This window comes from Streptomyces sp. NPDC003393, assembly GCF_053589015.1.
Genome location: NZ_JBSFRB010000007.1, coordinates 172709 through 198197, shown reverse-complemented (window position 1 = coordinate 198197; position 25489 = coordinate 172709). Strand labels below are relative to the sequence as shown.

21 protein-coding genes, 1 tRNA gene and 1 pseudogene are annotated in these 25489 nt (G+C 72.6%); 9 read left to right on the top strand and 14 right to left on the bottom strand.

What is annotated here, in order from left to right; translation table 11 throughout:
* Positions 1-45: 45 nt before the first annotated feature.
* The 4 genes from ACWDUZ_RS10285 to ACWDUZ_RS10270 form a co-directional block, all read right to left on the bottom strand.
* Positions 46-822 (bottom strand): MerR family transcriptional regulator, encoded by a 777-nt coding sequence (locus ACWDUZ_RS10285; RefSeq protein WP_451631368.1) that lies wholly within the window; start codon positions 820-822, stop codon positions 46-48.
* 179 nt (positions 823-1001) lie between these two features.
* Positions 1002-1643, bottom strand: a complete 642-nt coding sequence (locus ACWDUZ_RS10280; protein ID WP_451631367.1) for a PadR family transcriptional regulator — start codon at positions 1641-1643, stop codon at positions 1002-1004.
* A gap of 111 nt (positions 1644-1754) precedes the next feature.
* The gene (locus ACWDUZ_RS10275) at positions 1755-1976 is read right to left on the bottom strand and encodes a DUF397 domain-containing protein (RefSeq protein ID WP_451631366.1); all 222 of its coding nucleotides are present in this window, start codon (positions 1974-1976) and stop codon (positions 1755-1757) included.
* Positions 1954-2763, bottom strand: a complete 810-nt coding sequence (locus ACWDUZ_RS10270) for a helix-turn-helix domain-containing protein (protein ID WP_451631365.1) — start codon at positions 2761-2763, stop codon at positions 1954-1956. Before ACWDUZ_RS10270 ends, ACWDUZ_RS10275 begins: the two co-directional genes overlap by 23 nt.
* Before the next feature lie 165 nt (positions 2764-2928).
* Between ACWDUZ_RS10270 and ACWDUZ_RS10265 the strand changes: the two genes are divergently transcribed.
* A complete protein-coding gene (locus ACWDUZ_RS10265) occupies positions 2929-3258 on the top strand; it encodes a hypothetical protein (protein WP_451631364.1) in 330 nt (109 codons plus the stop codon).
* Positions 3255-3587 carry a hypothetical protein gene (locus tag ACWDUZ_RS10260; protein ID WP_451631363.1) on the top strand — a complete coding sequence of 111 codons (333 nt, stop codon included), beginning with the start codon at positions 3255-3257 and terminating at the stop codon, positions 3585-3587. Before ACWDUZ_RS10265 ends, ACWDUZ_RS10260 begins: the two co-directional genes overlap by 4 nt.
* 10 nt (positions 3588-3597) lie before the next feature.
* Here ACWDUZ_RS10260 and ACWDUZ_RS10255 read toward each other — a convergent pair whose 3' ends face one another.
* Positions 3598-5058 (bottom strand): aldehyde dehydrogenase family protein, encoded by a 1461-nt coding sequence (locus ACWDUZ_RS10255; protein WP_451631362.1) that lies wholly within the window; start codon positions 5056-5058, stop codon positions 3598-3600.
* Positions 5059-5134: 76 nt separating this feature from the next.
* Complete coding sequence (locus ACWDUZ_RS10250; protein ID WP_451631436.1) at positions 5135-5959, bottom strand: helix-turn-helix domain-containing protein; 825 nt, start codon at positions 5957-5959, stop codon at positions 5135-5137.
* A 372-nt stretch (positions 5960-6331) separates the two neighbouring features.
* Here ACWDUZ_RS10250 and ACWDUZ_RS10245 point away from each other — a divergent pair, with 372 nt between their 5' ends.
* On the top strand, positions 6332-6826 hold the full coding sequence (locus tag ACWDUZ_RS10245) for an ATP-binding protein (protein ID WP_451631361.1): 495 nt from the start codon (positions 6332-6334) through the stop codon (positions 6824-6826).
* Between the two features lie 106 nt (positions 6827-6932).
* Here ACWDUZ_RS10245 and ACWDUZ_RS10240 read toward each other — a convergent pair whose 3' ends face one another.
* The gene (locus ACWDUZ_RS10240) at positions 6933-7202 is read right to left on the bottom strand and encodes a DUF397 domain-containing protein (protein WP_451631360.1); all 270 of its coding nucleotides are present in this window, start codon (positions 7200-7202) and stop codon (positions 6933-6935) included.
* 456 nt (positions 7203-7658) lie between these two features.
* On the opposite strand from ACWDUZ_RS10240, the gene ACWDUZ_RS10235 reads away from it, so the two are divergent.
* Together ACWDUZ_RS10235 and ACWDUZ_RS10230 are read left to right on the top strand one after the other, a co-directional pair.
* Positions 7659-8153: a hypothetical protein gene (locus tag ACWDUZ_RS10235; RefSeq protein ID WP_451631359.1), complete on the top strand. Its 495-nt coding sequence runs from the start codon at positions 7659-7661 to the stop codon at positions 8151-8153.
* A gap of 93 nt (positions 8154-8246) precedes the next feature.
* A complete protein-coding gene (locus ACWDUZ_RS10230) occupies positions 8247-8789 on the top strand; it encodes a DUF4232 domain-containing protein (protein WP_451631358.1) in 543 nt (180 codons plus the stop codon).
* 44 nt (positions 8790-8833) lie between these two features.
* Here the strand turns inward: ACWDUZ_RS10230 and ACWDUZ_RS10225 are convergent, their stop codons facing one another.
* A complete protein-coding gene (locus ACWDUZ_RS10225; RefSeq protein ID WP_451631357.1) occupies positions 8834-9967 on the bottom strand; it encodes a DUF2786 domain-containing protein in 1134 nt (377 codons plus the stop codon).
* A gap of 169 nt (positions 9968-10136) precedes the next feature.
* Between ACWDUZ_RS10225 and ACWDUZ_RS10220 the strand changes: the two genes are divergently transcribed.
* The 3 genes from ACWDUZ_RS10220 to ACWDUZ_RS10210 all read left to right on the top strand — a co-directional run bounded on the left by ACWDUZ_RS10220 (position 10137) and on the right by ACWDUZ_RS10210 (position 13333).
* Positions 10137-10763: a LysE family translocator gene (locus ACWDUZ_RS10220; RefSeq protein WP_451631356.1), complete on the top strand. Its 627-nt coding sequence runs from the start codon at positions 10137-10139 to the stop codon at positions 10761-10763.
* 63 nt (positions 10764-10826) lie between these two features.
* A complete protein-coding gene (locus ACWDUZ_RS10215) occupies positions 10827-11567 on the top strand; it encodes a Clp protease N-terminal domain-containing protein (RefSeq protein ID WP_451631355.1) in 741 nt (246 codons plus the stop codon).
* 50 nt (positions 11568-11617) lie between these two features.
* Positions 11618-13333, top strand: a complete 1716-nt coding sequence (locus tag ACWDUZ_RS10210) for a bifunctional 3'-5' exonuclease/DNA polymerase (protein WP_451631354.1) — start codon at positions 11618-11620, stop codon at positions 13331-13333.
* A gap of 201 nt (positions 13334-13534) precedes the next feature.
* Here ACWDUZ_RS10210 and ACWDUZ_RS10205 read toward each other — a convergent pair whose 3' ends face one another.
* Positions 13535-16756, bottom strand: coding sequence for a BTAD domain-containing putative transcriptional regulator (locus ACWDUZ_RS10205; RefSeq protein WP_451631353.1), 3222 nt, complete (start codon positions 16754-16756; stop codon positions 13535-13537).
* Between the two features lie 365 nt (positions 16757-17121).
* Positions 17122-17241 (bottom strand): annotated as a pseudogene (locus tag ACWDUZ_RS10200) (glycosyltransferase family 2 protein); the annotation flags it as partial.
* Between the two features lie 39 nt (positions 17242-17280).
* Between ACWDUZ_RS10200 and ACWDUZ_RS10195 the strand changes: the two are divergent.
* Positions 17281-18246 (top strand): D-2-hydroxyacid dehydrogenase family protein, encoded by a 966-nt coding sequence (locus tag ACWDUZ_RS10195; RefSeq protein WP_451631352.1) that lies wholly within the window; start codon positions 17281-17283, stop codon positions 18244-18246.
* Between the two features lie 217 nt (positions 18247-18463).
* Here ACWDUZ_RS10195 and ACWDUZ_RS10190 read toward each other — a convergent pair.
* The 4 genes from ACWDUZ_RS10190 to tmk form a co-directional block, all read right to left on the bottom strand.
* Positions 18464-18540: transfer RNA gene (locus ACWDUZ_RS10190), tRNA-Thr, on the bottom strand.
* Positions 18541-18669: 129 nt separating this feature from the next.
* Positions 18670-20250: an alpha/beta hydrolase gene (locus ACWDUZ_RS10185; RefSeq protein WP_451631435.1), complete on the bottom strand. Its 1581-nt coding sequence runs from the start codon at positions 20248-20250 to the stop codon at positions 18670-18672.
* Positions 20251-20660: 410 nt separating this feature from the next.
* Positions 20661-21866: a DNA polymerase III subunit delta' gene (locus ACWDUZ_RS10180; protein WP_451631351.1), complete on the bottom strand. Its 1206-nt coding sequence runs from the start codon at positions 21864-21866 to the stop codon at positions 20661-20663.
* Between the two features lie 181 nt (positions 21867-22047).
* Positions 22048-25464 carry a dTMP kinase gene (gene tmk / locus ACWDUZ_RS10175; protein ID WP_451631350.1) on the bottom strand — a complete coding sequence of 1139 codons (3417 nt, stop codon included), beginning with the start codon at positions 25462-25464 and terminating at the stop codon, positions 22048-22050.
* Positions 25465-25489: the final 25 nt, after the last annotated feature.

Here is a 25489-nt window from a genome sequence, read left to right as displayed (position 1 = left end):
GCCGAAGGGGTACGCCGCCGGTCGCTCCCACCCGCCCGGGACCGGTCAGCCGGTGGCGGTCCGGCGGGCGGCGTTGGCGAGGATCGCCTCGCGCAGGTGCTCGGCGAGGCCGGGCCGCATGGAGTCGTAGTACGCCTTGAAGCGCTCGTCGGAGACGTACATCTCCGCGAAACACCGGTGCATCTCGTACGGCACCTCGAAGTACCACCTGCTGATGTGCTGCCGGTGCTCCTCGGCCAGGTCCATGGCCGCCTCGCCGGACGGCTCTCCGCCATCGGCCACCAGGGCGTCGTACCGCTCCTGCCATTCGTCGACCTCGGCCTTGATGCGCTTCCAGTCCTCCTTGGTGTAGGTGGCGGCGCGGCGCTGCGACTCCGCGTACGCCTCCGTGTTCCCCCAGCGCTGCTCGGCCTCCTCGGCGTACTGCTCGGGGTCCTTGTCGCCGAAGACCTCGAACCTCTCCTCGGGTGTGAGATCGATCCCCATCTTGCGTGCCTCCATGGCGTGCTCCACGGCCGCGGCCATCTTCTGCAGCTTCTCGATCCGGGCGGTCAGCAGTTCGTGCTGGCGGCGCAGGTGCGCGCGCACGTCCGTTCTTCCGCCGGCCTGGTCGTCGAGAAGCGCCGCGACCTCCTCCAGCGGGAAGCCGAGCTCCCGGTAGAACAGGATCTGCTGCAGCCGGTCGAGGTCGGCGTCGTTGTAGCGCCGGTGGCCCGCGTGGCTGCGCTCGCCCGGGACGAGCAGGCCGATGTCGTCGTAGTGGTGCAGGGTGCGCACCGTCACTCCGGCGAAACCGGCGACCTGTCCCACGGTGTAGCTCACTTCCGCTCCCTTCTCGGTACGCACTCCACGGTCGGCCCTCACGTGACGTGAGGTGCAAGTCCGTTTCTCCCCGGCCCCCTCCGGATGGTGCGCCGGCCGCCCGCAGATGCGGCTTCGCCCGGACGGGACGGCGGTGCGGTGACCGCATCCTCCGTGGCGGTGGACACGGCGTCGGTGGCTCAGCGGTCGTCTTCCGGATGCGGCGTCGCGGTCGCGTACGGGTTCTCCTGCCCCTCCGCGAGGACGCCGACGAACGGCTCGCCCTCGCCGGCGAAGGTGTAGGCGCCGCCACGGATGCGGTCGATGAGACCGCGGGTCCACTGGGCGCCGGAGTCGGCGGAGTCCACCCAGTAGTTCATGATCTCGCCGATGTGCCCGAGCTGGCCGGGACCGCCCTCGGGCGTGTAGTACTCGGTGACCGACCTGCGCCACTCCTCGATGCCGCGCACCCGCTCCTGGAGGAGTTCGAGGACCTCCTCCCGTTCCAGGTCGACCATGAAGCCGAGCGCGGCGGTGAGCACGTCGGGCTTCTGGTCGTAGGCGGTGAGGTACTCGCGCAGCAGTGCGAAGTACTCCTGGGCGCCCTTCTCCGTGATCTCGTACTCGACCCTCGGCGGGCCGCCCGCCGTGGACGGCGCGATCTCGTGCGCGTGCAGCAGTCCCTGCTTCGCCATCTGCTTCAGGGCGTGGTAGATCGAACCCGGCTTGGCGTTGGACCACTCGTGGGCGCCCCAGTACTCCAGGTCGTTGCGCACCTGGTAACCGTGGGCGCGCCCATGCTGGCGCACCGCGCCGAGCACGAGGAGACGGATCGCGGACATGCTGCTCAGGTTATTGCCCTGGGGCGGCCCCATGTACCTCAGGGCGACCGGCCGAGGACGGCCCTCTCATGCTGAAGCAGACCGAGGTGGAGGCGTAGGAGGCGGCCTGAGTCAGGAGCGAAAGGTTCCGCCCTTGAGCGCCGTGACGAACGAGGACCAGGCGGAGGCGGGGACGATCAGTGCGGGGCCGTGCGGGTTCTTGGAGTCGCGTACGGGGACGCCGGCGGGGTGGCCGTCGTGGACTTCGAGGCAACTGCCGCCCTCGCTGTTGCTGTAGGAGGACTTCCGCCAGCCATCCGATATCGCAGCGTCAGAGATCGTTCGGTCGGTCATCGTATCCGTAGTCCTTCGCGGTGGCCCTGAGCAGGGCCAGAGACTCCTTGAGCGGCAGGGCGTCGCTCAGCGCCAGAGCGTAGCGCCCTTGCAGTTCCTGAACCACGGCCGGGGAATCGTGCAGCTTTCCCATCCGGGAACCTTCGCTGTATGCCACTGGCGGCTGATCCTCGAACCACATCAGCGCGAGCATGCTCTCCATCAGCGGGTGGAACCCGAGGTCGAAGGGCAGGATGTGGACACGGATTCGTCCTGTCCCGGCCAGATGGGCAATATGCATGATCTGCTCGGCCATGACCGCGCGCCCGCCCACAACTCGCCGCAGCACCGCCTCGTCCAGCAGCGCCCAGACTACGGGTGTGACCGGATCCTCAAGGATCTTCGCGCGCTGAAGGCGTGTGACAACGAGCCTGTCACATTCCTCGTCACTCACAGGAGGGAACGACGTGTTCAGAACCGCACGCGCGTACCTTTCCGTCTGGAGGATGCCCGGCACGAAGGACAAGGCGAACTCGCGGATCATCACGGCCTGCTGTTCGAGCAACCGCGCCGCCTCGAAGTAGTCGGCGACCGCCACATCCTCCTGCGGCAGAAAGCTGCTCAGCACGTTCCCCGTGTTCAGGACCCTGTCCAGCCGCCGCGCGTCCTCCTTCGACGGCACCCGGCGCCCCGCCTCGATGTGCGCGATGTGCGAACGTGACATCACCGCCATGTCGGCCAACTGCTGCTGCGTCAGGCCCGCCGCGGCGCGCTGTTCCTTGAGCCAGTCGCCGTAGATGGTGCTCACTCGTTCGACTCCTTCGTGACACATGCTCTGTCACACGCTTCCCCCTGGCGAGCCTAGCCCGGCCGGTTCCACCCTGTGAGGAGATCGCCACAGAGAGCGAGACCCCCGCGACCGCACGACCGGTCCGGGGGCGTGGCCGCCAAGCGTGACAAGGAAGTTGACGACATGAGTCACCGTATCGCCCGCTGCCTCTTCGAGCCGCTGCTTCGGTTCTTCCTGCCCGGAACAGGACGCCGACGACGCACCGGCCCCGCTGTGCGGGCGCGAGAAGACCGACCGCCCGTCTCCGCGTTCCTGCGCAGTCCCATCGCACGCCGCAGCGACGAGCGCTCCCTGCGCGGCGAGGACCATTCCCTGGTCCGCCCCTACTTCGTGGCGCACGAGCGGCGTCGGGAAGCGCGGCACCGGTCGGCCCGGAGGCGTACCCTCCTGCTTGCCGTTCACGGGATCGACCTCGGGCCGCGTGCGACCCGCGGAGTGGAGGCGGCCGCGTGAACGACGGAATCAGTGAGGCGCGGCTGCTGCCGTGGTCGAACCCGGACGGCAAGCCCTGCTACCTCGTGACCGACGGAACCGGCTACCTCTCCCGGGTCGCCGACACCATCGAAAGCGTGCAGCTCGGCATGGCCGGCGATCTCCTCGACCACGCGGCCGACATGCTCGCGGACCGTCGCGCCACTCCGGCACAGCTGCGCTTCCTGCTCGCCCGGATGAGCGAGGCGCTGACGGACGCACGGCGCATCGCGCAGAGCCGCGGCGCCCGCCTCCGCCCACCCGGTCACGACGACACTTGTGGCACCTCCGAGGAGTGCGGCAGCGGCTGACGGGTGGGGCTCAGAACGGGAACCCGCTCCGTCCGTGCTGCACCGAGATCCACTTCACCGTGGTGAAGGCGTCCACCGTCGTCTCGCCGTTCAGGCGGCCGATGCCGGAGTGCTTCTCGCCGCCGAAGGGCACCGGCGGCTCGTCGTGGACGGTGCCGTCGTTCACGTGGAACATGCCGGTGTCGATCCGCCGGGCGAAGGCGACGCCCCGCTCGACGTCCGCCGTGTGCACGGCGCCGCTGAGCCCGTACGGGGTGTCGTTGACGATGCGGACCGCCTCCTCCTCGCCGTCGAAGGGGATGAGGAAGGCGACCGGCCCGAAGACCTCCTGGCGGAGCAGGGCGGAGTCGGCGGGCACGTCCGTGAGGACGGAGGGCGAGACCAGGTTCCCGGAGGTGGTGCCGCGCACCAGGGCCGTGGCGCCCTCGGCGAGCGCCTGCTCGACGACGGCCGACACGTCGTTCGCCTGGTTGGAGTTGATGAGCGGGCCGATGACGGTCCGCGGGTCGCGCGGGTCGCCGACCTTCAGCGACGTCACCTTGGCGACGAACTTCCGCGTGAACTCCTCGGCGACCGAGTGGTCCACCAGGACGCGGTTCGCCGCCATGCAGACCTGGCCCTGGTGGACGTACCTGCTGAAGACGGCCGCGTCGACCGCGTAGTCGAGGTCGGCGTCGTCCAGGACCACGAGGGCGCTGTTGCCGCCCAGTTCGAGGACCGAGCGCTTGAAGTGCGCGGCGCAGACGGTGGCGACGTGCCGGCCGATCGCGTCGGAGCCGGTGAAGGAGATCACCCTGGGCACCGGGTGCTCCAGGAAGGCGTCCCCTATCTCCGCTATGTCCGTGACGACGACGTTGAGCACGCCGCCCGGCAGTCCCGCGTCCTCGAAGATCTTCGCGACCAGGGTGCCGCCGGCGATCGGGGTGTCCTGGTGCGGCTTGAGCACCACGGCGTTGCCGAGCGCGATGGCAGGCGCGACCGACTTGACCGACAGCAGGAAGGGGAAGTTGAACGGGCTGATCACGCCCACGACCCCGACCGGGACCCGGTAGACCCGGTTCTCCTTGCCGTCGGCCGGCGACGGAAGGATCTGCCCCTCCGGGCGCAGCGCCAGCCGGATCGACTCGCGCAGGAACTCCTTGACCAGGTGGAGCTCGAAGCCGGCCTTGAGGTGGGTGCCGCCCAGCTCGGCGACGATCACCTCGGTGATCTCCCGCTCGCGCTCCTCGACCAGTCGCAGCGCCTTCTCCAGGACGGCGCGGCGGGCGTAGGGGTTGGTCGCGGCCCACTCCTTCTGGGCGCGAGCGGCGCTCCTGTAGGCCTGGTCCACCTCGTCGGTCGTGGCGATGGTGATCGAGGCCAGCTTCTCGTCGTCGTACGGGTTGAAGTCGATGATGTCCCAGGAGCCGGTGCCCCGGCGCCACTCGCCGTCGATGTACTGCTGGGCCAGGTCGGTGAAGTAGGACGACATGTGATCCCTCGAATCCCGGGCGCGGCTCACTGATGCGACGTCATCGTACGTGCGAACGAGGCGAGTTGCCCGGGTCCTAGGAGAGCTGAAGCAGACCGCGGAGCAGGTCGCGGCTTTCGTCCGGTCCCGGACTGTCCTGCTGGAGTTCCTTCAGCGCCTTCTCGTACTGGGCGACGTCCTCGGGTTTGTCCAGGTAGAGGGCGCTGGTCAGCTGCTCCATGTAGACGACGTCCGACAGGTCGGACTCGGGGAAACTGAGAATGGTGAAGGCGCCCGACTCGCCGGCGTGCCCGCCCAGGCTGAACCGCATGACCTGGAGCCGTACGTTGGGCCGCTCGGAGAGGTCGATGAGGTGCTGCAACTGGCCGCGCATCACCTCGCGGTCGCCGTACGGGCGGCGCAGTGCCGCCTCGTCCAGGACGATGTGCAGCTCCGGGGAGTTCTCGGAGACGAGGTGCTTCTGCCGCTCCAGGCGCAGCGCCACCCGCCGCTCCACATCGGCCTCGCTCGCGCCCTGCATGCCGCGCCGGACCACCGCGCGGGCGTACGCCTCGGTCTGCAGCAGGCCGTGCACGAACTGCACCTCGTAGACGCGGATGACCGACGCCGCGCCCTCCAGGCCCACATAGGTGGGGAACCAGCTGGGCAGGACGTCGGTGTAACTGTGCCACCAGCCCGCCACGTTGGCTTCCCTGGCGAGCGACAGGAGCGAGGTGCGCTCCGCCTCGTCCGTGATGCCGTACAGGGTCAACAGGTCTTCCACGTCACGCGTTTTGAAGCTCACCCGGCCCAACTCCATCCGGCTGATCTTCGACTCCGAGGCACGGATCGAGTACCCCGCCGCCTCACGCGTGATCCCCCGTGCCTCTCGCAGCCGCCTGAGTTGCGAGCCGAGCAGCATGCGCCGCACCACCGATCCGGGCTCTCCCGCGCTCACGTTCGCCAGCCTCCCCAACCGTCTTCAGGGGCCGCAGTCTGCCACTAAATCACTCCGAGCAGTACTCGTACGATTACGGAAACGGAAACGGATCAAAGAAAACGTGCGGCCGGAGGCAACAAGGAGGGGTGCGGCGGACGACAGGATGGCGGAAAAAATGGCCAGTAAGCGGTACGGGAGGGTCCAATTCGGCCCCGTGCACGTGCATCTGCCCTTGCATCTGCTGTACGCATCCGAAACCATGGTCCCCGCGCCACCGCTGCATCGCCACGACCACAGCATCGCAACGACCGCGATTTCCCGGGAGTGCCTCGCATGGGGACGAATGGATCGACCATGCTCGAGCCGTTACGGCAGGGCCTTCCGCCGCTGGACCCCGCGGCCGTGTCCGACGCCGCCTCCTGTGCCCTTCCGGCCCGCTACGAGGCCGTGCGCGAGGCCAGACGCTTCACCCGGACGACACTCGACCAGTGGGACCTGGGCGACCGCTTCGACGACGTCTGCCTGGTGGCCTCCGAACTGGTCACCAATGCCCTGCGGCACGCGCTGCCGGCCGCCTCGGCCGCGCTCGGGTGCCAGCAGGGGGCGTCCGGGCAGGGTTCGCCGGTGCGGCTGCATCTGATGCGTTGGACCGAGCGGCTGGTGTGCGCCGTACGCGACCCCAGTCAGGACAGTCCGGTGGCGCGCGACACGGACGACTTCTCCGCCGAATCGGGCCGCGGCCTGTTCCTCGTCGACTCCTTCAGCGACAGCTGGGGCTGGCACCCACTGGCCGGCGCGCTGGGCGGCAAGGTCGTCTGGGCGCTGTTCCTGCTCCGACCCGGCGGCTGACGAACCGCCGCGTTTTCCGACGCTGAAGTTCTACGCGCGTTACACGGTGCCGACCGACCGTCACCGATCAAATTGGTCGCGTCGGTGACCGGTCGTGACCGTGGAATCACCCTGCGGTCAGATGGTCGAACTCGCCGTCCTTGACGCCCAGGAGCATCGCCTCGATCTCCGCGCGCGTGTAGACGAGCGCCGGGCCGTCGGGAAACCGTGAGTTGCGCACGGCCACGTCTCCGCCCGGCAGCCGCGCGAACTCCACGCAGGAGCCCTGCGAATTGCTGTGCCGGCTCTTCTGCCAGGCCACATCGCGCAGCAGCGTGGCCGCCATGCCGTTGTACACGCCGTACTCCTCGTACACGCCCTCAACGTCGTGGTCCACAGGTCGCTCCCCGGTGGTGCACTGGCTGGTGTGGCCATTGATGCATCGGTCAACTGACCCGGATCATAACCTTGTTCATGTGCACTTGCATGAGCAGATGCACGTGCACGCGGAGTGTCTCAGCGGTTACAGCTTTGACGACCGCTTTACCGAACCTGTTTCAGCGCCTGCCCCGGAACGACCAGGACATGCGCCGGCAGGCCCCCGTGCGCGATCTCCGGCACCGCCGTCCGCGCGAGTTCGTCCGAATCGAATCGCTCGTGCACAGGAAAGGACGCAGACCGCGCCCTTCCTGTTCCACTGTTCCCGTGAGAGTTGGTGGACGGCGGAAGATCTCGCCGCCGGCCGCGGTGACTGCTGCTAACTTGCTGCCGTGGTACGGCCTGGCGCGGCCGGCCGGTTCCAGGTTGGGGGCTTGCGGTGACCACGGTGAACACAACGGCCAGGGCGGTGCGGATGGCAGCCGCCGGACTGCTCGGCACGCTGGCGCTGGCCGCTTGCGACAGCGGGTCGGGATCCGGCTCGGAGTCCGGAACCGGACACGGGGCCTCCGCGCCCCCCGGTGCGTCCGCGTCCGCGACCGACGACGACAGCGGCGGGACGAACGGCACGGGCGGCGCCAGCGGCGGTTCCACGGCCGAGGGCGAGGGACTGACCGGGAACTGGCTCGCCACCACCGACGGCAAGGCGGTGGTCCTGATGGTCACCGGTGACGAGGTGGCGCTGTTCTCCACCGACCGGACCACGTGTACCGGAACCGCGAGCGAGGAGTCCGGCGAGAACGTGATCCACCTGAGCGACTGCAGGGCGCGGACGACGGGCACGGTGGACTCCGTCAACAAGACCACGCTCCAGGTGACCTGGGAGGGTGGTCTCGGCAAGGAGACGTACACGCGGTCCGAGGGCGCGACGCTACCGTCGGGATTCCCCACGGCGAGCCTCGGCTCCTGACGTACGTGCAGGGCCGGTGTCGGGACGGGCAACCGTGCCGCCCGCTCGTACGTGATGATCCCTGAGCATCGTCACGACCCGAGGAACCCACTCATGCGCGCCATTCCCCTCACCGTCACGGCCCTCGCCGCGGCCCTCCTGCTCACCGCCTGCGACAGCGGCGGCGGCAGTGACGGCAGCGGCAGCGACACCGGGAGCAAGAACACCGACTCGTCCATCTGCCGCATCGGCCAGGTCGGCCTGCAGGTCGGCCCCGCCAACGCCGCGCCCGCCGCCGGGGACACCGGCAACGTACCGGTCACGCTCACCAACCAGGGCGCCCGCTGCACCCTGAACGGCTTCCCGGACGTCACCCTGTCCGCGGGGAGCACCTCCACGGCCGTGGCGCAGGACAGGACGGGCGCCCCGCGGAAACTGACCCTGGCCGAGGGCGACACGGCGGCCTTCACCCTGACCTACGTCCGGGGCAAGGAGGGCGACGGCAAGAGCCTGGCGGCGACCTCGCTGAAGATCGGCCTGCCCGGCGCGGCGGCCGAGCCCCGGAGCTTCGCTTGGTCGTACGGCCCCGTACAGGGCAAGCAGGCCGCGAGCGACCCGGACGCATCGGTGACGGCCTTCCAGCAGGCCGGGGACTGAGCCGTCCCCGGGTGGCCCGGAGGGCCGGCCACCCGGGAGAGCGCTCAGCTCAGCGGACGGCGCGGTTCCACCCGCGCCCGGTCCGCCGCCCGGGCGCCCTCCGTCCAGCCCACCGCGTCGCTCACCCCGCGCAGACGGGTGGTGGTCGTCTCCGGGAACATGCGCTCCAGGCGGTCGGTGACCGCGACGTCCCGGGTCGCCAGGACGGGGAGGAGGTCCTCGCTCACCTGGGTCCTGGCGGCGGCCTCGAGCCGGGTGCCGATGCGGTGGGCGTAGGCGGCGAGGAACGACTGCCGGAAGGTCTTGGTCCGCTTGCGTCCGCCCGCTCGCTGAGCCGCCTCCGCCCTGCTCATCGCGGTCGTGGCCTGGACCAGGAGCGAGGTGTAGAGCAGCTCGACCGCCTCCAGGTCGCCCTCGAAGCCGACGACGGTGGAGAAGCCGAGGGCCTCGTTCCACACGGCGCGGCAGTGGTTCGCGGTGGCGACGGCGTCCAGCAGCACGGCCTTGGTCTGCTCGTACGGCGGCTCCACACCGATCCGGCAGGCGCCGGGGACGGCGGGGAACGGGGCGCGGGCGGCGAGCAGCGCCTCGTCGACGCTGTGCCGGGCCATCAGCTCCTGCGCCTTCGCGCTCAGCGCCTCGGCCTCCTCCGGGTAGCCGGTCGCCTCCGCCTTGGCGAGCAGTGCGCGGATCCGGCCCAGCATGCGCGACTCGCCGTCGCCGCGTCCGGCGGCGGGTGCGGGGTTCGCGGAGGCGTCCAGGCTCTCCAGCGGGGGCAGCCGCAACAGCAGGCGGTACAGCTCCAGCACGGCGGTGGCGTACGAGAAGCGGTCGGCGCGGGGCGGTTCCGCGCGCGTCAGTTCGTCCAGCTGGGCGGCCCAGCGCCCGCCGCGCGGGCGGTCGCCGGCGGACTGCGCGCGGATCAGCGCCGCCACGAGCCGCACGTGGACCTCGTCGAGTTCCCGGCGCACGATCCGTACGACGTCGGCGGGCTGCCAGCCGCGCCGCCAGGCGGTCGCGACGAACTCCTCGCCGCGCCGGTCCAGTTCGGCATCCGCGGCGGGGTCCGCCGCGAGCAGGGAGGCGCCCGTGTCGAGGGCGTCGTCGCGGCCGTTGTTCGCGGTGACGGAGTAGAGGGCGGCCGTGAAGGCGCGCTCGACGGTGCTGGACGTGCTCACCCGACGATCGTGTCATGAGGGCGCGCGGGTCCGTCCACACCCTGTGGACAGTGGGCACGGCCGAGGCACGGTGACGGACCCGCGGGTGCGCCCGGTCGCGCCGTACGGACCCGCCCCGTCCCCCGGAATTCGCTCGCCCCCGGCGTCGGCGGCCCCGAGCATGGCAGGCATGGTCGACACATCTCTCTACGCGGCGTTCCTCGTCGCCGCCTTCGTCCTCTGCGTCACACCGGGCCCCGACATGATGTTCATCGTCGCGATGGGCGGCCGCGGCGGCCCCGTGACCGGGATGCTGGCCGCGCTGGGTGTGGCCTGCGCGATGTCCGTGCACACGGTGGCCGCCGCACTCGGCCTCTCGGCCCTGTTCACGGCCCTGCCCACGCTGTACCACGCCCTGCGCTGGGCGGGCGCCGCCTATCTGCTGTACCTCGCGGTCAAGGCGTTCCGGAGCCACGGCGATCCGGTCGAGGCGGGCGGGCCGAGTGGCTCGGGACGACGGCGGGCCTTCTGGCGGGGGGCCGTCACCAATCTGCTCAATCCGAAGGTGATCCTCTTCAACGCCTCCTTCCTGCCGCAGTTCGTGAGCCCCGAACTGGGCCATGTGCGCGAGCAGTTCCTGCTCCTGGGTGCCACGATCACGGTCATGGGCGTCCTGGTGGACGGCTCGGTCGGCCTGCTCTCCGGGAGGCTCTCCGCACTGCTGCGGGGCAGCCGGCGGGTGGCGCGAGGGCTGGACATCTTCAGCGGGACCGTGTTCGCGGGACTGGCTGCGCGGCTCGCGACGGCGCCCAAGTAGGAGGTCTCCCTTGATCGTCAACTCGCGGTTGACACCTCATGGGTGTCAACCTACGGTTGACATATGACGAACCCCACTCCGGCGACGATCCGTCTCGACGACCTCATCGCGGCCATCAAGAAGGCCCACACCGCACCGCTCGACCAGCTCCAGGACGCGGTCATCGCGGCTGACCACCTGGGCGACGTGGCCGACCACCTGATCGGCCACTTCGTGGACCAGGCGCGACGCTCCGGGGCGTCCTGGACCGACATCGGCAAGAGCATGGGCGTCACCCGGCAGGCGGCCCAGAAGCGCTTCGTGCCCAAGGAGTCGACCGACCTCGACCCGAGTGCGGGCTTCAGCCGCTACACCGTGCGCGCCCGGAACGTGGTGGTCTCCGCGCACAGCAGGGCCCAGGCCGCCCACAGCGCCGAAGGCCTGCCCGCGCACCTCGTCCTCGGCCTGCTCGCCGAGCCGGAGGCCCTGGCCGCGAAGGTGATCACCGCACAGGGAGTCTCGCTCGACGCCGTCGAGGCGGCCGCCACCGCCGCCCTCCCGCCCGCCGCCGACGACGCGCCCGAGCTCGTCCCCTACGGCTCCGACGCCAAGAAGGTCCTGGAACTCACCTTCCGCGAGGCCCTCCGTCTCGGACACAACTACATCGGCACCGAGCACATCCTGCTGGCCCTGCTGGAGCACGAGAACGGCCACGGCGTCCTCAACGGCCTCGGCATCGACAAGGCCACGGCCGAGCGGCACATCGCGAAGGCGCTCGAGGAGCTGATGAAGCAGAAGGAAGAACTGGACCGGCTTCAGGACTGAAACCGCAGGTCAAAGGGTCGTTGTCAGTGCCGCCTGCCACACTGGCGGACATGACCGACCGGTGGGCTCTGGCTCCGGCCGAGGACGGTGGCGTCGAGCTCGCCCCCCTCGGCCCGGACGGGCTGCCCGCCGGGCCGGTGCGCGGGGAGACGGACCTCGCCGAGGCCGTCCGGAGCAAGCCGGAGGTCACGCGGTGGGTGTGGCGGTCCACCGCCGAGGTCTATCCGCGTCTCCTCGCCGCCGGCGTGCGCGTGGAGCGGTGCTACGACATCGAGGACGCCGAGACGCTTCTCCTCGGCCACGAGGGGCGCCACGGCGAGCCCCGTTCGGCGGCCGCCGCCCTGGCCCGGCTGCGCGGCGGCCCGGTGCCGCCCGACCCCCCTCAGCGGTCCGCCACGCCCGGCGCGCAGTCCTCGCTCTTCGAGCCGCAGGTCGTACGTCTGCCGCTGACGGACCTGCTCGCGGTCTACGCCGAGCAGCAGCGGCGGCACCAGCGGACCGCGCACCCGGACCGCATGCGTCTGCTGACCGCCGCCGAGTCGGCGGGCATGCTGGTGGCGGCCGAGATGAACCGGGCGGGCCTGCCCTGGAGCGCCGACGTGCACCGCGGCGTGCTGCACGAGCTGCTCGGCGAGCGGTACGCGGGCGGCGGGGAGCCGCGTCGCCTGGCCGAGCTCGCCGACGAGGTGTCCGCTGCCTTCGGCCACCGGGTCCGCCCCGACCTGCCCGCCGACGTCGTCAAGGCGTTCGCCCGGGCCGGGATCAAGGTCGGCTCCACCCGCCGGTGGGAGATCGAGTCCGTCGACCACCCGGCCGTGAAGCCCCTGCTGGAGTACAAGAAGCTGTACCGGATCTGGGTCGCGCACGGCTGGTCCTGGCTTCAGGACTGGGTGCGGGACGGGCGGTTCCGGCCCGAGTTCCTCGCGGGCGGGACGGTCACCGGGCGCTGGGTGACCAACGGCGGCGGCGCGTTGCAGATACCCAAGGTGATCCGGCGGGCGGTGGTCGCCGATCCCGGCTGGCGACTGGTCGTCGCCGACGCCGACCAGATGGAGCCACGCGTGCTGGCAGCCATCTCCCGCGACCCCGGGCTGATGGAGGTGGCCGGCCGGGAGAGCGACCTGTACCAGTCGGTGTCCGACCGCGCCTTCTCCGGCGACCGCGCCCAGGCCAAGCTCGCCGTGCTCGGCGCGGTCTACGGCCAGACCTCCGGCGACGGCCTGAAGAACCTCGCCGCCCTCAGACGACGCTTCCCCCGCGCGGTGGCCTACGTCGACGAGGCCGCGCGGGCCGGTGAGGAGGGCCGGCTGGTGCGGACCTGGCTGGGGCGCACATGCCCGCCGGCGGCCGGGCCGGCCGAGGACGCGACGGGGGAGGCGGGCCTTCCTCAGGAGGACCCGACCGAGCGGCCCGCCGAAGGGCTCGCCGGACGGTCCGCCGACCAGGGCTGGCTGCCCGGGTACGCCTCGGGCAGCTCCCGTGCTCGCGGCCGCTTCGCGCGCAACTTCGTGGTGCAGGGCAGCGCCGCCGACTGGGCCCTGCTGCTGCTCGCCGCACTGCGCCGCACCTGCCGGGACATGGCTGCCGAGCTGGTCTTCTTCCAGCACGACGAGGTGATCGTGCACTGCCCGCGGGACGAGGCCGGCACAGTGGTCGAGGCCATCCGGGAGGCGGCGGAGCTGGCGGGACGCCTCACCTTCGGTGAGACCCCGGTGCGGTTCCCGTTCACGACCGCGGTGGTCGAGTGCTACGCGGACGCCAAGTGACGACCGCGGGGCGCCGGACCAGGTGATGTTCCACCGCTCCGGACGGGGTGATGTTCCGGCGCCGCCGGGCCGCCGTGCGCCCCTGGAGCGGGTCAGCGCGTGCCCTGCAGCCGGTCAACGCGTGCCCGGTGGCAGGTCAACGCGCGCCCGTGGCAGGTCAACGCGCGCCCGGTGGCAGGTCAGCGCGCGCCCGGTGGCAGGTCAGCGCGCGCCGGGTGGCAGGTCGGCGAGCAGCCGCCGCAGCTCGCCCGTCACCGCCTTCTCGTCCGTGCCGTCCAGGGCCGCGAGCGCGGTGCGCCACTGCTCGCACGCCTCCTCGGTACGGCCCTGCTCCCGCAGCAGGAGCCCGTGCTGATGGCGGGCGAGACCGCCCGTGTAGCGGTCGGCGCGGGCATCGGCGCGGCACAGCAACTCGGCGCACTCGCGGTGGGCGCGTTCGATGTGGCCCAGCCGACGGAGGGCGCGGACCAGTCCCAGCCGGGTCTGGGACTCGCCGTGCCAGTCGCCGTGCCCGCCGAGGATGCGCAGGCTCTCCTCGAAGTGCCGGGCGGCGGCGGCCGGTTCACCGAGGGTGAGGTGGGCGTAGCCCATGTTGCAGTGCGCGGTGTGCCGGACGATGACGGCGCCGATCTCGTCGCCGATGGCGAGCGAACGCCGGTGCTGCTCGATGGCGGCGCGCGGATCGGTGTGCTCGTAGAGGTTGCCGAGGTGGCTGTGGGTGACGGCCTCCCCGTAGGGGTCGTCGAGCTGCCGCGAGTACCCCAGGCTCTGCCGCAGCGCCTGCTCGGACTCGGCGTACCGGCCGAGCCCTTCGAGGAGCAGCCCGCGGTTGTTGAGGCCGCGCCGGACGCGTGAGGCGATGCCGAGCCGCCGCCAGATCGCGAGCGCGTCGTCGTTCAGGGCGAGGGAGTCGCTGTGCCGGCCGGTCAGGAAGTGCAGCCCGGCCAGATCGCTCAGCGCGTACGCCTCGGCCGCCGCGTCCCCCAGCCGGCGCGCCACGGTGAGCGCGGCCCGTCCGAGCACCTCCATCTCGGCGACGCGTCCGCTGCGCTGGACGTAGGGAAAGAGGAGGCGCAGCAGGCGGGAGAGGTACGCGTCCCGCCGCGCTCCGCCGGAGTCGGTGGCGCCGTAGCGCTCGGCCAGCGCGACGACGTTCGCCAGTTCCCCGCGCCCCCATTCGGTGGCCTCCTCGGCGGACCGGAAGCATGGGACGACGCGGATTCCCGCGGTGTGCTCGAACGGTTCGGACATGGTCCTCCGGCGGCGGTCCTCCCGTTCATGACCGGGCTCGACGACCGCGGCGAGCACCCGCTCGGCCACGGCCGCGTACCAGCGCAGGGCGACTTCCACGACATCCACCACCGCCCCCGCGCCGAACTCGCCGCCCGCGACGGCCCGCGTGCCGGAGCCCGCACGGGCAGCCGGCCCGGCGTGCTCGTCCCCTCCCGCGGGCGCACCCGCACGGGCAGCCCGATCCGCACCGGCTTCCTGGTCCGCGCCGGTGGCCCGGCCCGCGCCCGCGCCGGTCAGAGGGCTTCCGTCTCCCCCGGCGGACGGGTATACCGCGGCAGCCCCTTCGGGTGCCGCCAGTTCGCGGGCGAAGTCGCGGACCAGGTCGTGCGGGACGTAGCGGCCGAGTGCCGTCTCCTCCAGGAGAGCGACGTCGACGAGGCGGTCCAGGGCGGCCTCGGCGCGGTGCTCGTCGGTGCCCGTGAGCGCGGCGAGCAGGGGCGCGCCGTAGGCGGGCAGATCGACGGCGCCGATGCGGCGCAGGGCGAGGGACGCGTCGCGGTCGGCCTCGCGTTCGGAGGCGGCCAGCGCGTCGTGAGCGACGGCCAGGGAGCGGCGCACGCTCAGGTCGTCGTACTCCAGGTGGTGCAACCGTCCGTCGGTCGCGGCCAGTTGCCGGGCCAGGGCGTCCGGGGTGAGGGCGCGCCGGGCGGCCAGCCGGGCGGCGGCGACACGCAGGGCGAGCGGGAGGCGGCCGGTGAGCTCGACGAGCGGGTGCCCCGCGTCCAGGCCGTCCCGGTCGTCACGTCCGGAGACCGCCCGCAACAGTGCCGCGCTGTCGGGCGCGGAAAGCGGCGGGAGCGGGAAGCGGCGCGCGCCGTCGAGGGCGGTCAGCGGGGAGCGGCTGGTCACGATCACCGCACAGCCGGGGCCGGCCGGCAGCAGCGGCCGTATCTGAGCGGCGCTCGCCGCGTCGTCCAGCACCAGCAGTGTGCGGGTCGGCGCGAGCAGGGAGCGGAGCAACGCGGCGGCCGCATCGGGGTGTTCGGGCACGTGGCGCGGTTCGGCCCCCAGGTCGAGGAGGAGGGAGCGCAGGGCCTGCTTCGGGGCGAGCGGGGTCATGCCGGGCGTGGCGCCGTGCAGGTTGACGTAGAGCTGCCCATCGGGGAAACGTTTCACCAGGCCATGGGCCACATGCAGCGCGAGCGCGCTCTTGCCGACACCGGCCATGCCGCTGAGGACGACGAGCGGACTGCCGCCGCCCTCGCCGTGGTCCGCGGCCAGCGCTCCGCGCACGGCGGGCAGGACATCGTCCCGTCCGGTGAAGTGGGCGGGCGGGGGCGGGAGTTGCGCGGGCCGCGGCGGCTGCGGGGCGTCCCGGGGCGGCGATGCCGGCTCGTCGGTGCCTTCGGCGGGGTCGCGGTGCTCGACACCGGCGCCCCTGAGCACTTCGAGGTGGGCCTCCCGCACGGCGGGCCCCGGCTCGACGCCGAGTTCCTCGATCAGCCGGGCGCGCAGATCACGGTGGACGGCCAGCGCCTCCGCCTGTCGGCCGGTGCGGTGCAGGGCGAGCATGAGCTGGCGGTGGTACGCCTCGCGCAGCGGGTGCTCGGCGGCCAGCGCCGCCAGTTCCGGTACCAGTCCCGAGAGCCGGGTGCCGCCGAGGCCCAGCCCGGCGTCGTAGCGCCACTCCAGGAGCAGCAGTCGCGCCTGCTCCAGGCGCTGCGCCAGGGCGTACCCGCCCAGGCCGACGGGCAGGCCGCTGAGCGGCGCACCCCGCCACAGCACGAGGGCCTCCACGCAGACGCGCGCCGTCCGCGTCCACTGCCCGCCCGTGTGCGCCGCGCGTGCCTGCGCGACCAGCGCCTCGAAGAGATGGAGGTCCAGCTCTCCCCGCCCCACCCGCAGCAGATAGCCGGGCGGTACGGCGCGCAGCCGCTCGGGATCGTCGAGCAGCCGGCGCAGCCGGGCCACATGGTTGTGCAGCGAGGCCTGCGCGGAGGCCGGCGGCGCCGCACCCCACAGTGCCTCCTTCAGCGACTCGACGGAGACGACCCTCCCGGCCTCCAGCAGCAGCGCGGCGAGCAGGGCGCGGACCTTGGGGCTGCCGATGGGCCGAACGGTGTACTCGCCGGGCGCGGGCTCGTACAGGACCGGCGGCCCCAGCAACCCGAACCGCAGCTCGCCGCGCATCACACCGTCCGTCTGCCTCTCCGAGCGGCCTCGGCCGCTTCTCTCCGTCAGGAGAACAACCGGCCTCATGTTAGCGATCTGTTGGCCGGACCTGATGTGATCATTTCATCGGATCGGGGCCCGACCGGCGCGCGCAGGGGATGCGCAACTCGGGGGAGTGTCGCCGTCGACCTGGTCCGTGGACGCGAGGGGCCCCGGTCGGCGCAGGTGAACGACCGGGGCCCCGCCCGCGTCCGGTCAGACGCCCGGTGTCGGACGCCCCGGCCGCGAGATGACCAGCCGCCAATCGCTCGATGGCCGCCCGAGCCGGGTGAAACCGCCACACGGCACCCCGACGTAGGGGCCGCCGCTCCCCCGCCGGCCACGATCGCGTGCCGGGCCGGCGAGGTCTTCGAACGCCCCAGCAGCTCGGGAGCGCAGGGGATCCTCTGTCCAGCGTCGGCCGCACGCCAGGCCAGGGCCAGGTCGGTCTCCTCGGGCGCGAAGAGAGACAATCGCCGGGCGATCCGAAGGAGAGAACAGAGATGCGACTGCGCTGTGCCGTGCTCGACGACTTCCAGGACGCCGCGACCACCGCCGCCGACTGGTCGCCGCTGGTGGACCGGGTGGAAGTGGTCCGGTACGCCGAACACTTCGCCACCGAGGACGCGCTGGCCGCGGCGCTCGCGGACGCCGACATCGTGGTGACCCTGCGCGAACGGGTCCGTTTCCCCGCCTCGCTCCTGGACCGGCTCCCACGGCTGAAACTGCTGGTCGCCTCCGGCATGCGCAACTCGGTGATCGACTACGCCGCCGCGCACGCCAAGGGCGTGACCGTGTGCGGCACCGAAAGCTCCTCGATCCCGCCGGTGGAACTCACCTGGGCCCTGCTGCTGGGCCTCGCCCGCGGCATCGTGCAGGAGAACGACGCCCTGCGCTCCGGCGGCCCCTGGCAGTCCACCGTGGGCGCCGACCTGCACGGCCGCCGCCTCGGCCTGCTGGGACTGGGCAAGATCGGCAGCCGGGTCGCCCGGGTCGGCCTCGCCTTCGGCATGGAGGTCACGGCGTGGAGCCAGAACCTGACGAAGGAACGCGCGGACGAGGTGGGCGTGACCCTTGCCCCCACCAAGGAGGTCCTCCTGTCGACCTCGGACTTCGTCTCGGTGCACCTGGCTCTGAGTGACCGCACCCGCGGCCTGCTCGGCGCCCCCGAACTGGCCCTCATGAAGCCGACGGCATACCTGGTCAACACCTCCCGCGCCGCGATCGTCGACCAGGACGCCCTGCTCACCGCCCTCCACGAGGGCCGTATCGCCGGCGCGGGCGTCGACGTCTTCGACACCGAACCGCTGCCCGCCGGCCATCCCATGCGCACCGCCCCGCGCCTGCTGGCCACCCCGCACCTGGGCTACGTCTCCCGCGCGAACTACGAGCGCTACTACGGCCAGGCGGTCGAGGCCATCGAGGCATACCTGGCCGGCGCCCCGATACGCCTGCTGCCGAAAGCCTGAGCGCGGGCACCGCCGGACGCACAGGGCGTCCGGGATCACGCGCGCCCGGGCCGCCGCGACCTCTGAGCGGCAGCCGACCGGCACGCTGCCGAGCGGATCCGAACGTCCCCGAACAGCGGCGGGGCGGTGGGGAAGGCGCCCGGGCGAAGCCCGGCGCACGTCGCGTCCGCTGAACGAGAAAACCCCAGCTCGGAACCAATCCGACCTGGGGTTTCAGTGGAGCCGCTTTCGGGATTCGAACCCGAGACCTACGCATTACGAGTGCGTTGCTCTGGCCATCTGAGCTAAAGCGGCGTGCTGCCAGCACCATGGTGCGATCGGCAACGTCGGTAAGTCTACACAGTTTCCGGGAGTGCTTCGTACCCGCCCCGGTGAGGGTCTTCCGGGGCGGGGAGCGGGGTGGGTGTCGGGCGGACCTGGGGGTTATGAGCAGCGCTTTCCCTGCGCCGGCGGGGTGCCGTGGAGGAGGTAGGCGTCGATGGCGGAGTCGATGCATCGGCTGCCTCGACCGTAGGCGGTGTGGCCGTCGGCGACGAAGGTGAGCAGGCGGGCCGAGGAGAGCTGGGCGGCCAGGGACTGCGCCCAGCGGTAGGGGGTGGCCGGGTCGCGTGTGGTGCCGACGACCACGATGGGGGCCGCGCGCTTCGCCTCGATGCGGTGCGGCTCGCCCGTGGGCTTCACCGGCCAGTACGCGCAGTTCAGCGACGCCCAGGCCAGGCCCTCACCGAAGACCGGGGACGTCTTGCGGAAGTCGGGCAGGGCCTCCTCCACTTCGGCCGGGCCGGAGAAGGCCGGGGGCAGGTCCAGGCAGTTCACGGCGGCGTTGGCGAACATCAGGTTGCTGTACTGGCCGCGGGTGTCGCGCTCGTAGTAGATGTCGGAGAGGGCCAGCAGGCCCGCGCCGTCGTTCTTCTTCATCGCTGCCGTCAGTGCCGCGCGCAGCTGCGGCCAGGCACCCTGGTCGTACATCGCCGCGATGACCCCGGTCGTACCGAGCGCCTCGGCGAGGCGGCGGCCGTCCGGGTCGCCGGTGGGGATGGGGTGTGCGTCCAGCTTGTGGAAGAAGGCCGCGAGGTTCTCGCCGGCCTTGGCCGTGGAGGTGCCCGGCCCGCCGAGCGGGCAGTCGCTCCGCTGCACGCAGTCCTTCGCGAACGACTGGAAGGCCGTCTCGAAGCCCGCCGTCTGGTCCAGACTCAGCCGGCGCGAGGACAGGGACGGGTCCAGCGCGCCGTCCAGGACGAGTCGGCCCACACGTCCCGGGAACAGTCCGGCGTACGTCGCGCCGAGGAACGTCCCGTACGACGCCCCCACGAAGTTCAGCTTCCGGTCGCCGAGGACCTCCCGGAGCACGTCCATGTCGCGGGCCGCCTCCTCGGTGGAGACGTGCCGCAGCAGCTGGGAGGCGTGCGCGTCGCAACCCTTCGCGAACCTCCGGTACTCGTCGACGAGCGTGTCGGTCTCGACCCGGTCGTCGGGGGTGACGTCGGCCCTGGTGAAGGCGTCCATGCTCTGGTTGTCGAGGCACTTCACGGGCTCGCTGCGGGCGACCCCGCGCGGGTCCATGGCGACCAGGTCGTAGCGGGCACGGATCTCCGCCGGGTAGCCGACGCCGGCGAACTGCTGGAGGTAGTCGATGGCCGAACCGCCCGGGCCACCCGGGTTGAGCAGCAGCGAGCCCAGGCGACTGCCCGGTCCGGTGGCCTTCGTGCGGGCCACGGCCAGGCGGATGTCGCCCGCGGACGGGTTGGCGTAGTCGAGTGGCGCCTTCAGCGTGGCGCACTGGAAGCCGGGGACCCCGCAGTCGCGCCAGGTGAGCTTCTGCCCGTAGTACGGCGCGAGGGCGGAGGGTGTGGAGCGCGGCAGCGCGGCCAGGACCGTGTGCACCGACGTCGCGGACCGGCGCTCTGTGCTCGCGGAGGAGCAGGCGGAGACGAGCAGGGCGACGGCCGCGAGGAAGGCACCGCCCGCACGCACTGTGCGGGCCGAGCGGGCCAGGCGGGCCAGGCGCGCCGCGCGAACGGCGACGTGCGGCCGGGGGGCCTGGGGATCCTGGGAACCTCGGCGGCTCCGGGAACCACGCAAGCCGCGGAGGGCCCGGGGAACCTGGCCGGTCGGACGGAGGACGCGCCTGATGTGCATCATGCGAGGGTAACTCTCTGCGACTCCCTCACTGCGCTTCGTGACCGTCGCGTCTCGGTTCGAATGCCGCCGGCGGCCGCCTGCTCGGGTGGCCGACGCGACCGCCCACCGGCGGACCATCGGCTGTATCCGTCGGCCGGCCCTGTCAGCCGACCTGTCAGCCGGTCTGCTCGGCCGGACCCATCGGTGGGACCCCGTCGGCCGGCCCTGTCAGCCGACCTGTCAGCCGGTCTGCTCGGCCGGACCCATCGGTGGGACCCCGTCGGCCCGTCCCGTCAGCCGGCTCTCAGGGACATCGTCATCGCCTCCACGGCCAGCAACGGGGCTACGTTGCGGTCGAGGGCCTCGCGGCAGGCGGCGATCGCCTCTATGCGGCGCAAGGTCGACTCCGGGGAGCTGCCGCGCGTGAGGCGCTCGAGGACGTCCTCCACGTCCGCGTTGGCGATCGCGACGCGGGAGCCCACCTGGAGGGCGAGGACGTCCCGGTACAGCGCGGTGAGATCGGTCAGGGCGAGGTCGAGGCTGTCGCGCTGCGTACGCGTGCGACGGCGCTTCTGCTTCTCCTCCAGCTCCTTCACCACGCCCGCCGTGCCGCGCGGCATCCGGCCGCCCTGGGCCGCGCCCAGCGCCGCCTTCAGCTCCTCGGTCTCCTTGGTGTCCATGTCCTCGGCGAGCGCCTTCGCATCGTCCGCCGCGGCGTCGACCAGCTCCTGGGCGGCCTTGAGACAGCCGCCGACATCGTCGAGGCGGAGCGGGAGCCTCAGGACGGCGGCGCGGCGCTCGCGCGCGGCCGGGTCGGTGGCCAGGCGGCGGGCCCGGTCCACGTGGCCCTGCGTGGCGCGGGCGGCGGCGGCCGCGACGTCGGGTTCCACGCCCTCCCGGCGCACGAGCATGTCGGTGACGGCGGCCACCGACGGCGTGCGCAGGTTCAGGTGGCGGCAGCGGGAACGGATGGTGGGCAGGACGTCCTCGATCGAGGGTGCGCACAACAACCACACCGTGCGCGGGGCCGGCTCCTCGACGGCCTTGAGGACGGCGTTGGCGGACTTCTCGTTCAGCCGCTCCGCGTCCTCGACGAGGATCACCTGCCAGCGGCCGTTCGCCGGGGAGGTGAACGACTTGCGGACGGTGTCCCGCATGTCCCTGACCAGGATCTCGGCGCCGACGGCGGCCACCGTGCTGACGTCGGCGTGGGTGCCGACCAGCGCCGTGTGACAGCCGTCGCAGAAGCCACAGCCGGGGGCGCCGCCGAGCGCGCGATCGGGGCTCACGCACTGCAACGCGGCGGCGAAGGCCCGCGCCGTCTGGGCGATCCCGGCTCCGGGCGGCCCGGTGAACAGCCACGCGTGCGTCATCTTCGACGCCTCCGGCGGCGGAGCGTCACCGGAGGCCGCCGTGACCAGGGCGTCGGCGTCCCGGGCAGCGGCGGCCAGCTGCTCGCTGACCCGCTCCTGCCCGACGAGGTCGTCCCACACGCTCATGGGTCACGCCGCCCTTCCGTCCTGGTTCGTGCTCCGGGATCCATTGTGCGGGCAGCCACTGACAACGAGGCGGGCGGGCGGCCGACCGGGGAGAGGCGGCGACAGCGTGGAAGCCTGTGGAGGGCTCTCTCCGCGGGCCCCTCCACAGGCTCCGTGGGGAGGCACGACCGCGGGTTCCGGATCAGCCCCGTCGGCCGCGTCCGCGGCCCCGTCCGTTCCTACGACCGTCGTCGGGCTCCTCGTACTCCTGCCCGGCCTCGTCGCTCTCCTGGTACTCGTGCGGCCCCAGCAGCTCGTCCGCCAGCGTCGGCAGGTCGTCCAGCGGCGTCTCCTCGGCCCAGTCGGGCCGGGGCCGCCGTGGCACGCCGCCCTCGGCCTCGATCTGCGGCAGCTCGCGCGTACGGTCGTCGGAACCGTCCGGCCGGGCGGGCGCCGGCCGTTCGTCCCGGAAGAGTCCGGGCGGCACGCGGTCGGCGATGTCGCCGCCACGGACGTCCCTTCCCTCCCGACGGTCCCGGGCGTCCGGATCACCCTGGGCGCTCCGGGCATCGTGCGCGTCCGCGGGGTCGTCGAAACGCACCGGGGGCAGCACCGCGGTCTCGTCGGCCGCCCCGGCTCCGGCCTCTCCGGAACCGATCTGCGGCAGAACCGCCGTCTCGTCCGTCGCGCCCGGCGCTCCGGAGCCTCGCTCGGCTCCCGGGCCGGCCGGCGGCACGGTCGGCTGCGGCAGCTCGGCCGTCACCTCGGAGTCGGGTGCGCCCCCTACCTCCTGGCGGGCGTCCGAGCCCGCGGCCGAACCCCCACCCGGGGGGACGTCCCGCGCGTCGTCCCGGACCGGCGGCAGGACCGCCGTCTCGTCCGCCGGACCACCTGGCGTGCTCGCCGGATCGCCGGCGGCGTCCGCCGGTGTCACCACCGGCGTCGGCACGGTCAGTGCCTCCGGCGAGGCGGCAGCGGCGGCGGGAGGCGCCGACCGGCGCGGACCGGCCTGCGCGGCGGCAGCCGCCTGCTCGGCCGCCCGCCGGGCCTCCTCCGCCCGCAGCAGGGCCTCCTCGGCCTTCTGCTGCTTCTCCAGGCGGCGCGCCTCGGCCTCCGCCCGCAGCCGGGTCTCCTCCTCGGCCTGCCGGCGCAGACGTTCCTCCTCGGCCTTGCGACGGGCCTCGGCCTCCGCCCGGGCCTGCTCCTCCGCGAGCAGCCGGGCACGCTCCTCCTCGGCGCGTCGACGCGCCTCCTCGGCCCGCTGCCGGGCCTCCTCGGCCTGGCGTTCGGCCTCTCGGCGCTGTGCCTCCTCCAGCTCGCGTCGCTTGCGCTCCTCCTCCTCGGCACGCAGCCGGGCGAGCTGCTCCTGGCGCTCACGCTCCAGGCGTTCCTCCTCGGCCTTGCGCCGGGCCTCCTCCTCCGCTCTGCGGCGAGCCTCCTCCTCGGCCTGCCGCCGCGCCTCTTCCTGGGCCTTCACCTCGGCCTCGGACAGCGGCAGCATCTGGTCGAGGTGATGCCGTACGACGGTCGTGACGGCCTCGGGCTCCTGACCCGCGTCCACCACCAGGTAGCGGCCGGGGTCGGCGGCGGCCAGGGTGAGGAAACCGGAGCGCACGCGCGCGTGGAACTCCGCCGGCTCCGACTCCAGACGGTCCGGCGCCTCGGTGAACCGCTCCCGGGCCACGTCGGGCGACACGTCCAGCAGGACCGTCAGATGGGGCACGAGGCCGTTCGTCGCCCAGCGGTTGATGCGGGCGATCTCCGTGGGCGACAGGTCACGGCCCGCGCCCTGGTAGGCCACCGACGAGTCGATGTACCGGTCGGAGATCACGACGGCGCCGCGCTCCAGCGCCGGCCGTACCACCGTGTCGACGTGCTCCGCACGGTCGGCCGCGTACAGCAGGGCCTCCGCGCGGTGCGACAGACCGGCCGACGAGACGTCCAGCAGGATGGACCGCAGCCGCTTGCCGACCGGTGTCGCGCCCGGCTCGCGGGTCACCACGACCTCGTGCCCCTTGGACCTGATCCAGTCGGCCAGCGCCTCGGCCTGGGTGGACTTCCCGGCGCCGTCACCGCCCTCCAGAGCGATGAAGAAGCCGGACTCCGCGGGCGCGGTCAGCGGATCGTCCCCACGCAGCGCGTCGACCAGGTCCTGCCGCAGCGGTACGCCGGAACGGTCGTCGACCTTGGCCAGCACCAGCGCGGCCACCGGCAGCAGCAGCGCGCCGACCAGCATGAGCGTGAAGGCGGCGCCGCCGTGCGCGAACACGAACCGGCCGTTCTCCAGCCGGTGGGGGCCGATTCCGGCCGCGACCACCGGGGCGAGCACGGCACCGAGGGCGACGAGGACCCGTACCACCGCGTGCAGGTGCTCGGTCATGCGCGGCCGGCGGTAGTCCTCGGCCTCCTGGTCGAGCAGGGTGTGCCCGGTGTTGGCGGCGATGCCCGCGGCCACGCCGGCCACGGCGAGGATCAGCAGGACGGTGGTGACGTCAGGGACGAGTCCGGCGGCGAGCAGCGCGACGCCGGTGACGGCGATGGCCAGCGCCAGCAGCCGCCGCCGCGACAGCGCCACGAGCGCCTTGGGCGCCGTACGGACACCGACGACGACCCCGCCGGTCAGGGCGAGCACCGCCAGCCCGTACAGCACCGGGCCGCCGCCGAGGTCCGCGGCGTGCAGCACGCAGACGGAGACCGCGGCGCCGATCGCGCCGGCGACGGCGGCGGAGGCGAGCACGAGCAGCGGAACGGCCCCCGTACGGCCCTTGTCGACGCCGGTGCCCGTCCTCGGGCGGCGCAGTCCCTCCAGCGGGGACCGCGGGCGCGGCGTGCGGGTGCCGGGCAGTTCCAGGGAGGTCAGCACGGACAGGGACGCGGCGAACAGACCGGCCGCGACGTAGGCGCCGAGCGCCGCCTGGTGCTGGTCGAACCAGGCGATGCCGGTGCCGAGAAGATTGTTGAACAGGGACGCGACGACCAGCACGGCGGCGGCCAGCGGGATCACCAGGAAGTTCGTCCGCAGCGACAGGCGGCGCAGGGCGTCCATGTGGTCCGGCAGGGGCCGCACGGTGGCGCCCTCCGGGGGCGGTGCGGGCAGCAGGGTGGGGGCGGCGCTCTCGCGGCACACCGTCCAGAAGCGCTCGGCGATCCCGGTCACGAAGACGGTGGCCACGAGGACGGCCGGCGCGTTGCCCGGGGTCCAGTCGATCCAGAGCGGCGCGACGATCAGCAGCGCGGCCCGCAGCCCGTCCGCGCCCACCATGGTCCAGCGTCGGTCGAGCGGTCCCTCCTGGGCGGTCAGCGAGGTGAGCGGGCCGAGGAGGACGGCGCCGAAGAGTACGGTCGCGAGGATCCGCACCCCGAAGACGATCGCCACCGCGAACGCCGCGCCGCGGTAGCCGCCGCCGAAGGAGCCCTGGGCGAGCGTCGACTGCAGGACGAGGACGACCAGGACCAGGAGGGCGAGGGTGTCCCCGATGCCCCCTACCAGTTGTGCGCTCCACAGTCGCTTCAGCTGCGGTCGGCGCAGCAGGGCGCGGACGGCGCGCTCGCGGGAATCCGCCACCAGTGCGTCGTCGGGGGCGGGAGTGTGGGCCGTTGGCTGCTCGGCTCGCGTCATGCGTTCAGCCTATCGGGACGCACCG

Coding starts and splice junctions, on each gene's coding strand:
- ACWDUZ_RS10205 (WP_451631353.1), bottom strand. CDS start 16,756: ATGCGCGGCGAGCTGCGGTTCGGGTTGCTGGGGCCGCCGGTCCTGTAC.
- ACWDUZ_RS10275 (WP_451631366.1), bottom strand. CDS start 1,976: ATGACCGACCGAACGATCTCTGACGCTGCGATATCGGATGGCTGGCGG.
- ACWDUZ_RS10210 (WP_451631354.1), top strand. CDS start 11,618: ATGACCGACCGGTGGGCTCTGGCTCCGGCCGAGGACGGTGGCGTCGAG.
- ACWDUZ_RS10180 (WP_451631351.1), bottom strand. CDS start 21,866: ATGAGCGTGTGGGACGACCTCGTCGGGCAGGAGCGGGTCAGCGAGCAG.
- tmk (WP_451631350.1), bottom strand. CDS start 25,464: ATGACGCGAGCCGAGCAGCCAACGGCCCACACTCCCGCCCCCGACGAC.
- ACWDUZ_RS10235 (WP_451631359.1), top strand. CDS start 7,659: ATGGCAGCCGCCGGACTGCTCGGCACGCTGGCGCTGGCCGCTTGCGAC.
- ACWDUZ_RS10230 (WP_451631358.1), top strand. CDS start 8,247: ATGCGCGCCATTCCCCTCACCGTCACGGCCCTCGCCGCGGCCCTCCTG.
- ACWDUZ_RS10195 (WP_451631352.1), top strand. CDS start 17,281: ATGCGACTGCGCTGTGCCGTGCTCGACGACTTCCAGGACGCCGCGACC.
- ACWDUZ_RS10255 (WP_451631362.1), bottom strand. CDS start 5,058: ATGTCGTCCTACTTCACCGACCTGGCCCAGCAGTACATCGACGGCGAG.
- ACWDUZ_RS10265 (WP_451631364.1), top strand. CDS start 2,929: ATGAGTCACCGTATCGCCCGCTGCCTCTTCGAGCCGCTGCTTCGGTTC.
- ACWDUZ_RS10245 (WP_451631361.1), top strand. CDS start 6,332: ATGCTCGAGCCGTTACGGCAGGGCCTTCCGCCGCTGGACCCCGCGGCC.
- ACWDUZ_RS10220 (WP_451631356.1), top strand. CDS start 10,137: ATGGTCGACACATCTCTCTACGCGGCGTTCCTCGTCGCCGCCTTCGTC.
- ACWDUZ_RS10250 (WP_451631436.1), bottom strand. CDS start 5,959: ATGCTGCTCGGCTCGCAACTCAGGCGGCTGCGAGAGGCACGGGGGATC.
- ACWDUZ_RS10215 (WP_451631355.1), top strand. CDS start 10,827: ATGACGAACCCCACTCCGGCGACGATCCGTCTCGACGACCTCATCGCG.
- ACWDUZ_RS10280 (WP_451631367.1), bottom strand. CDS start 1,643: ATGTCCGCGATCCGTCTCCTCGTGCTCGGCGCGGTGCGCCAGCATGGG.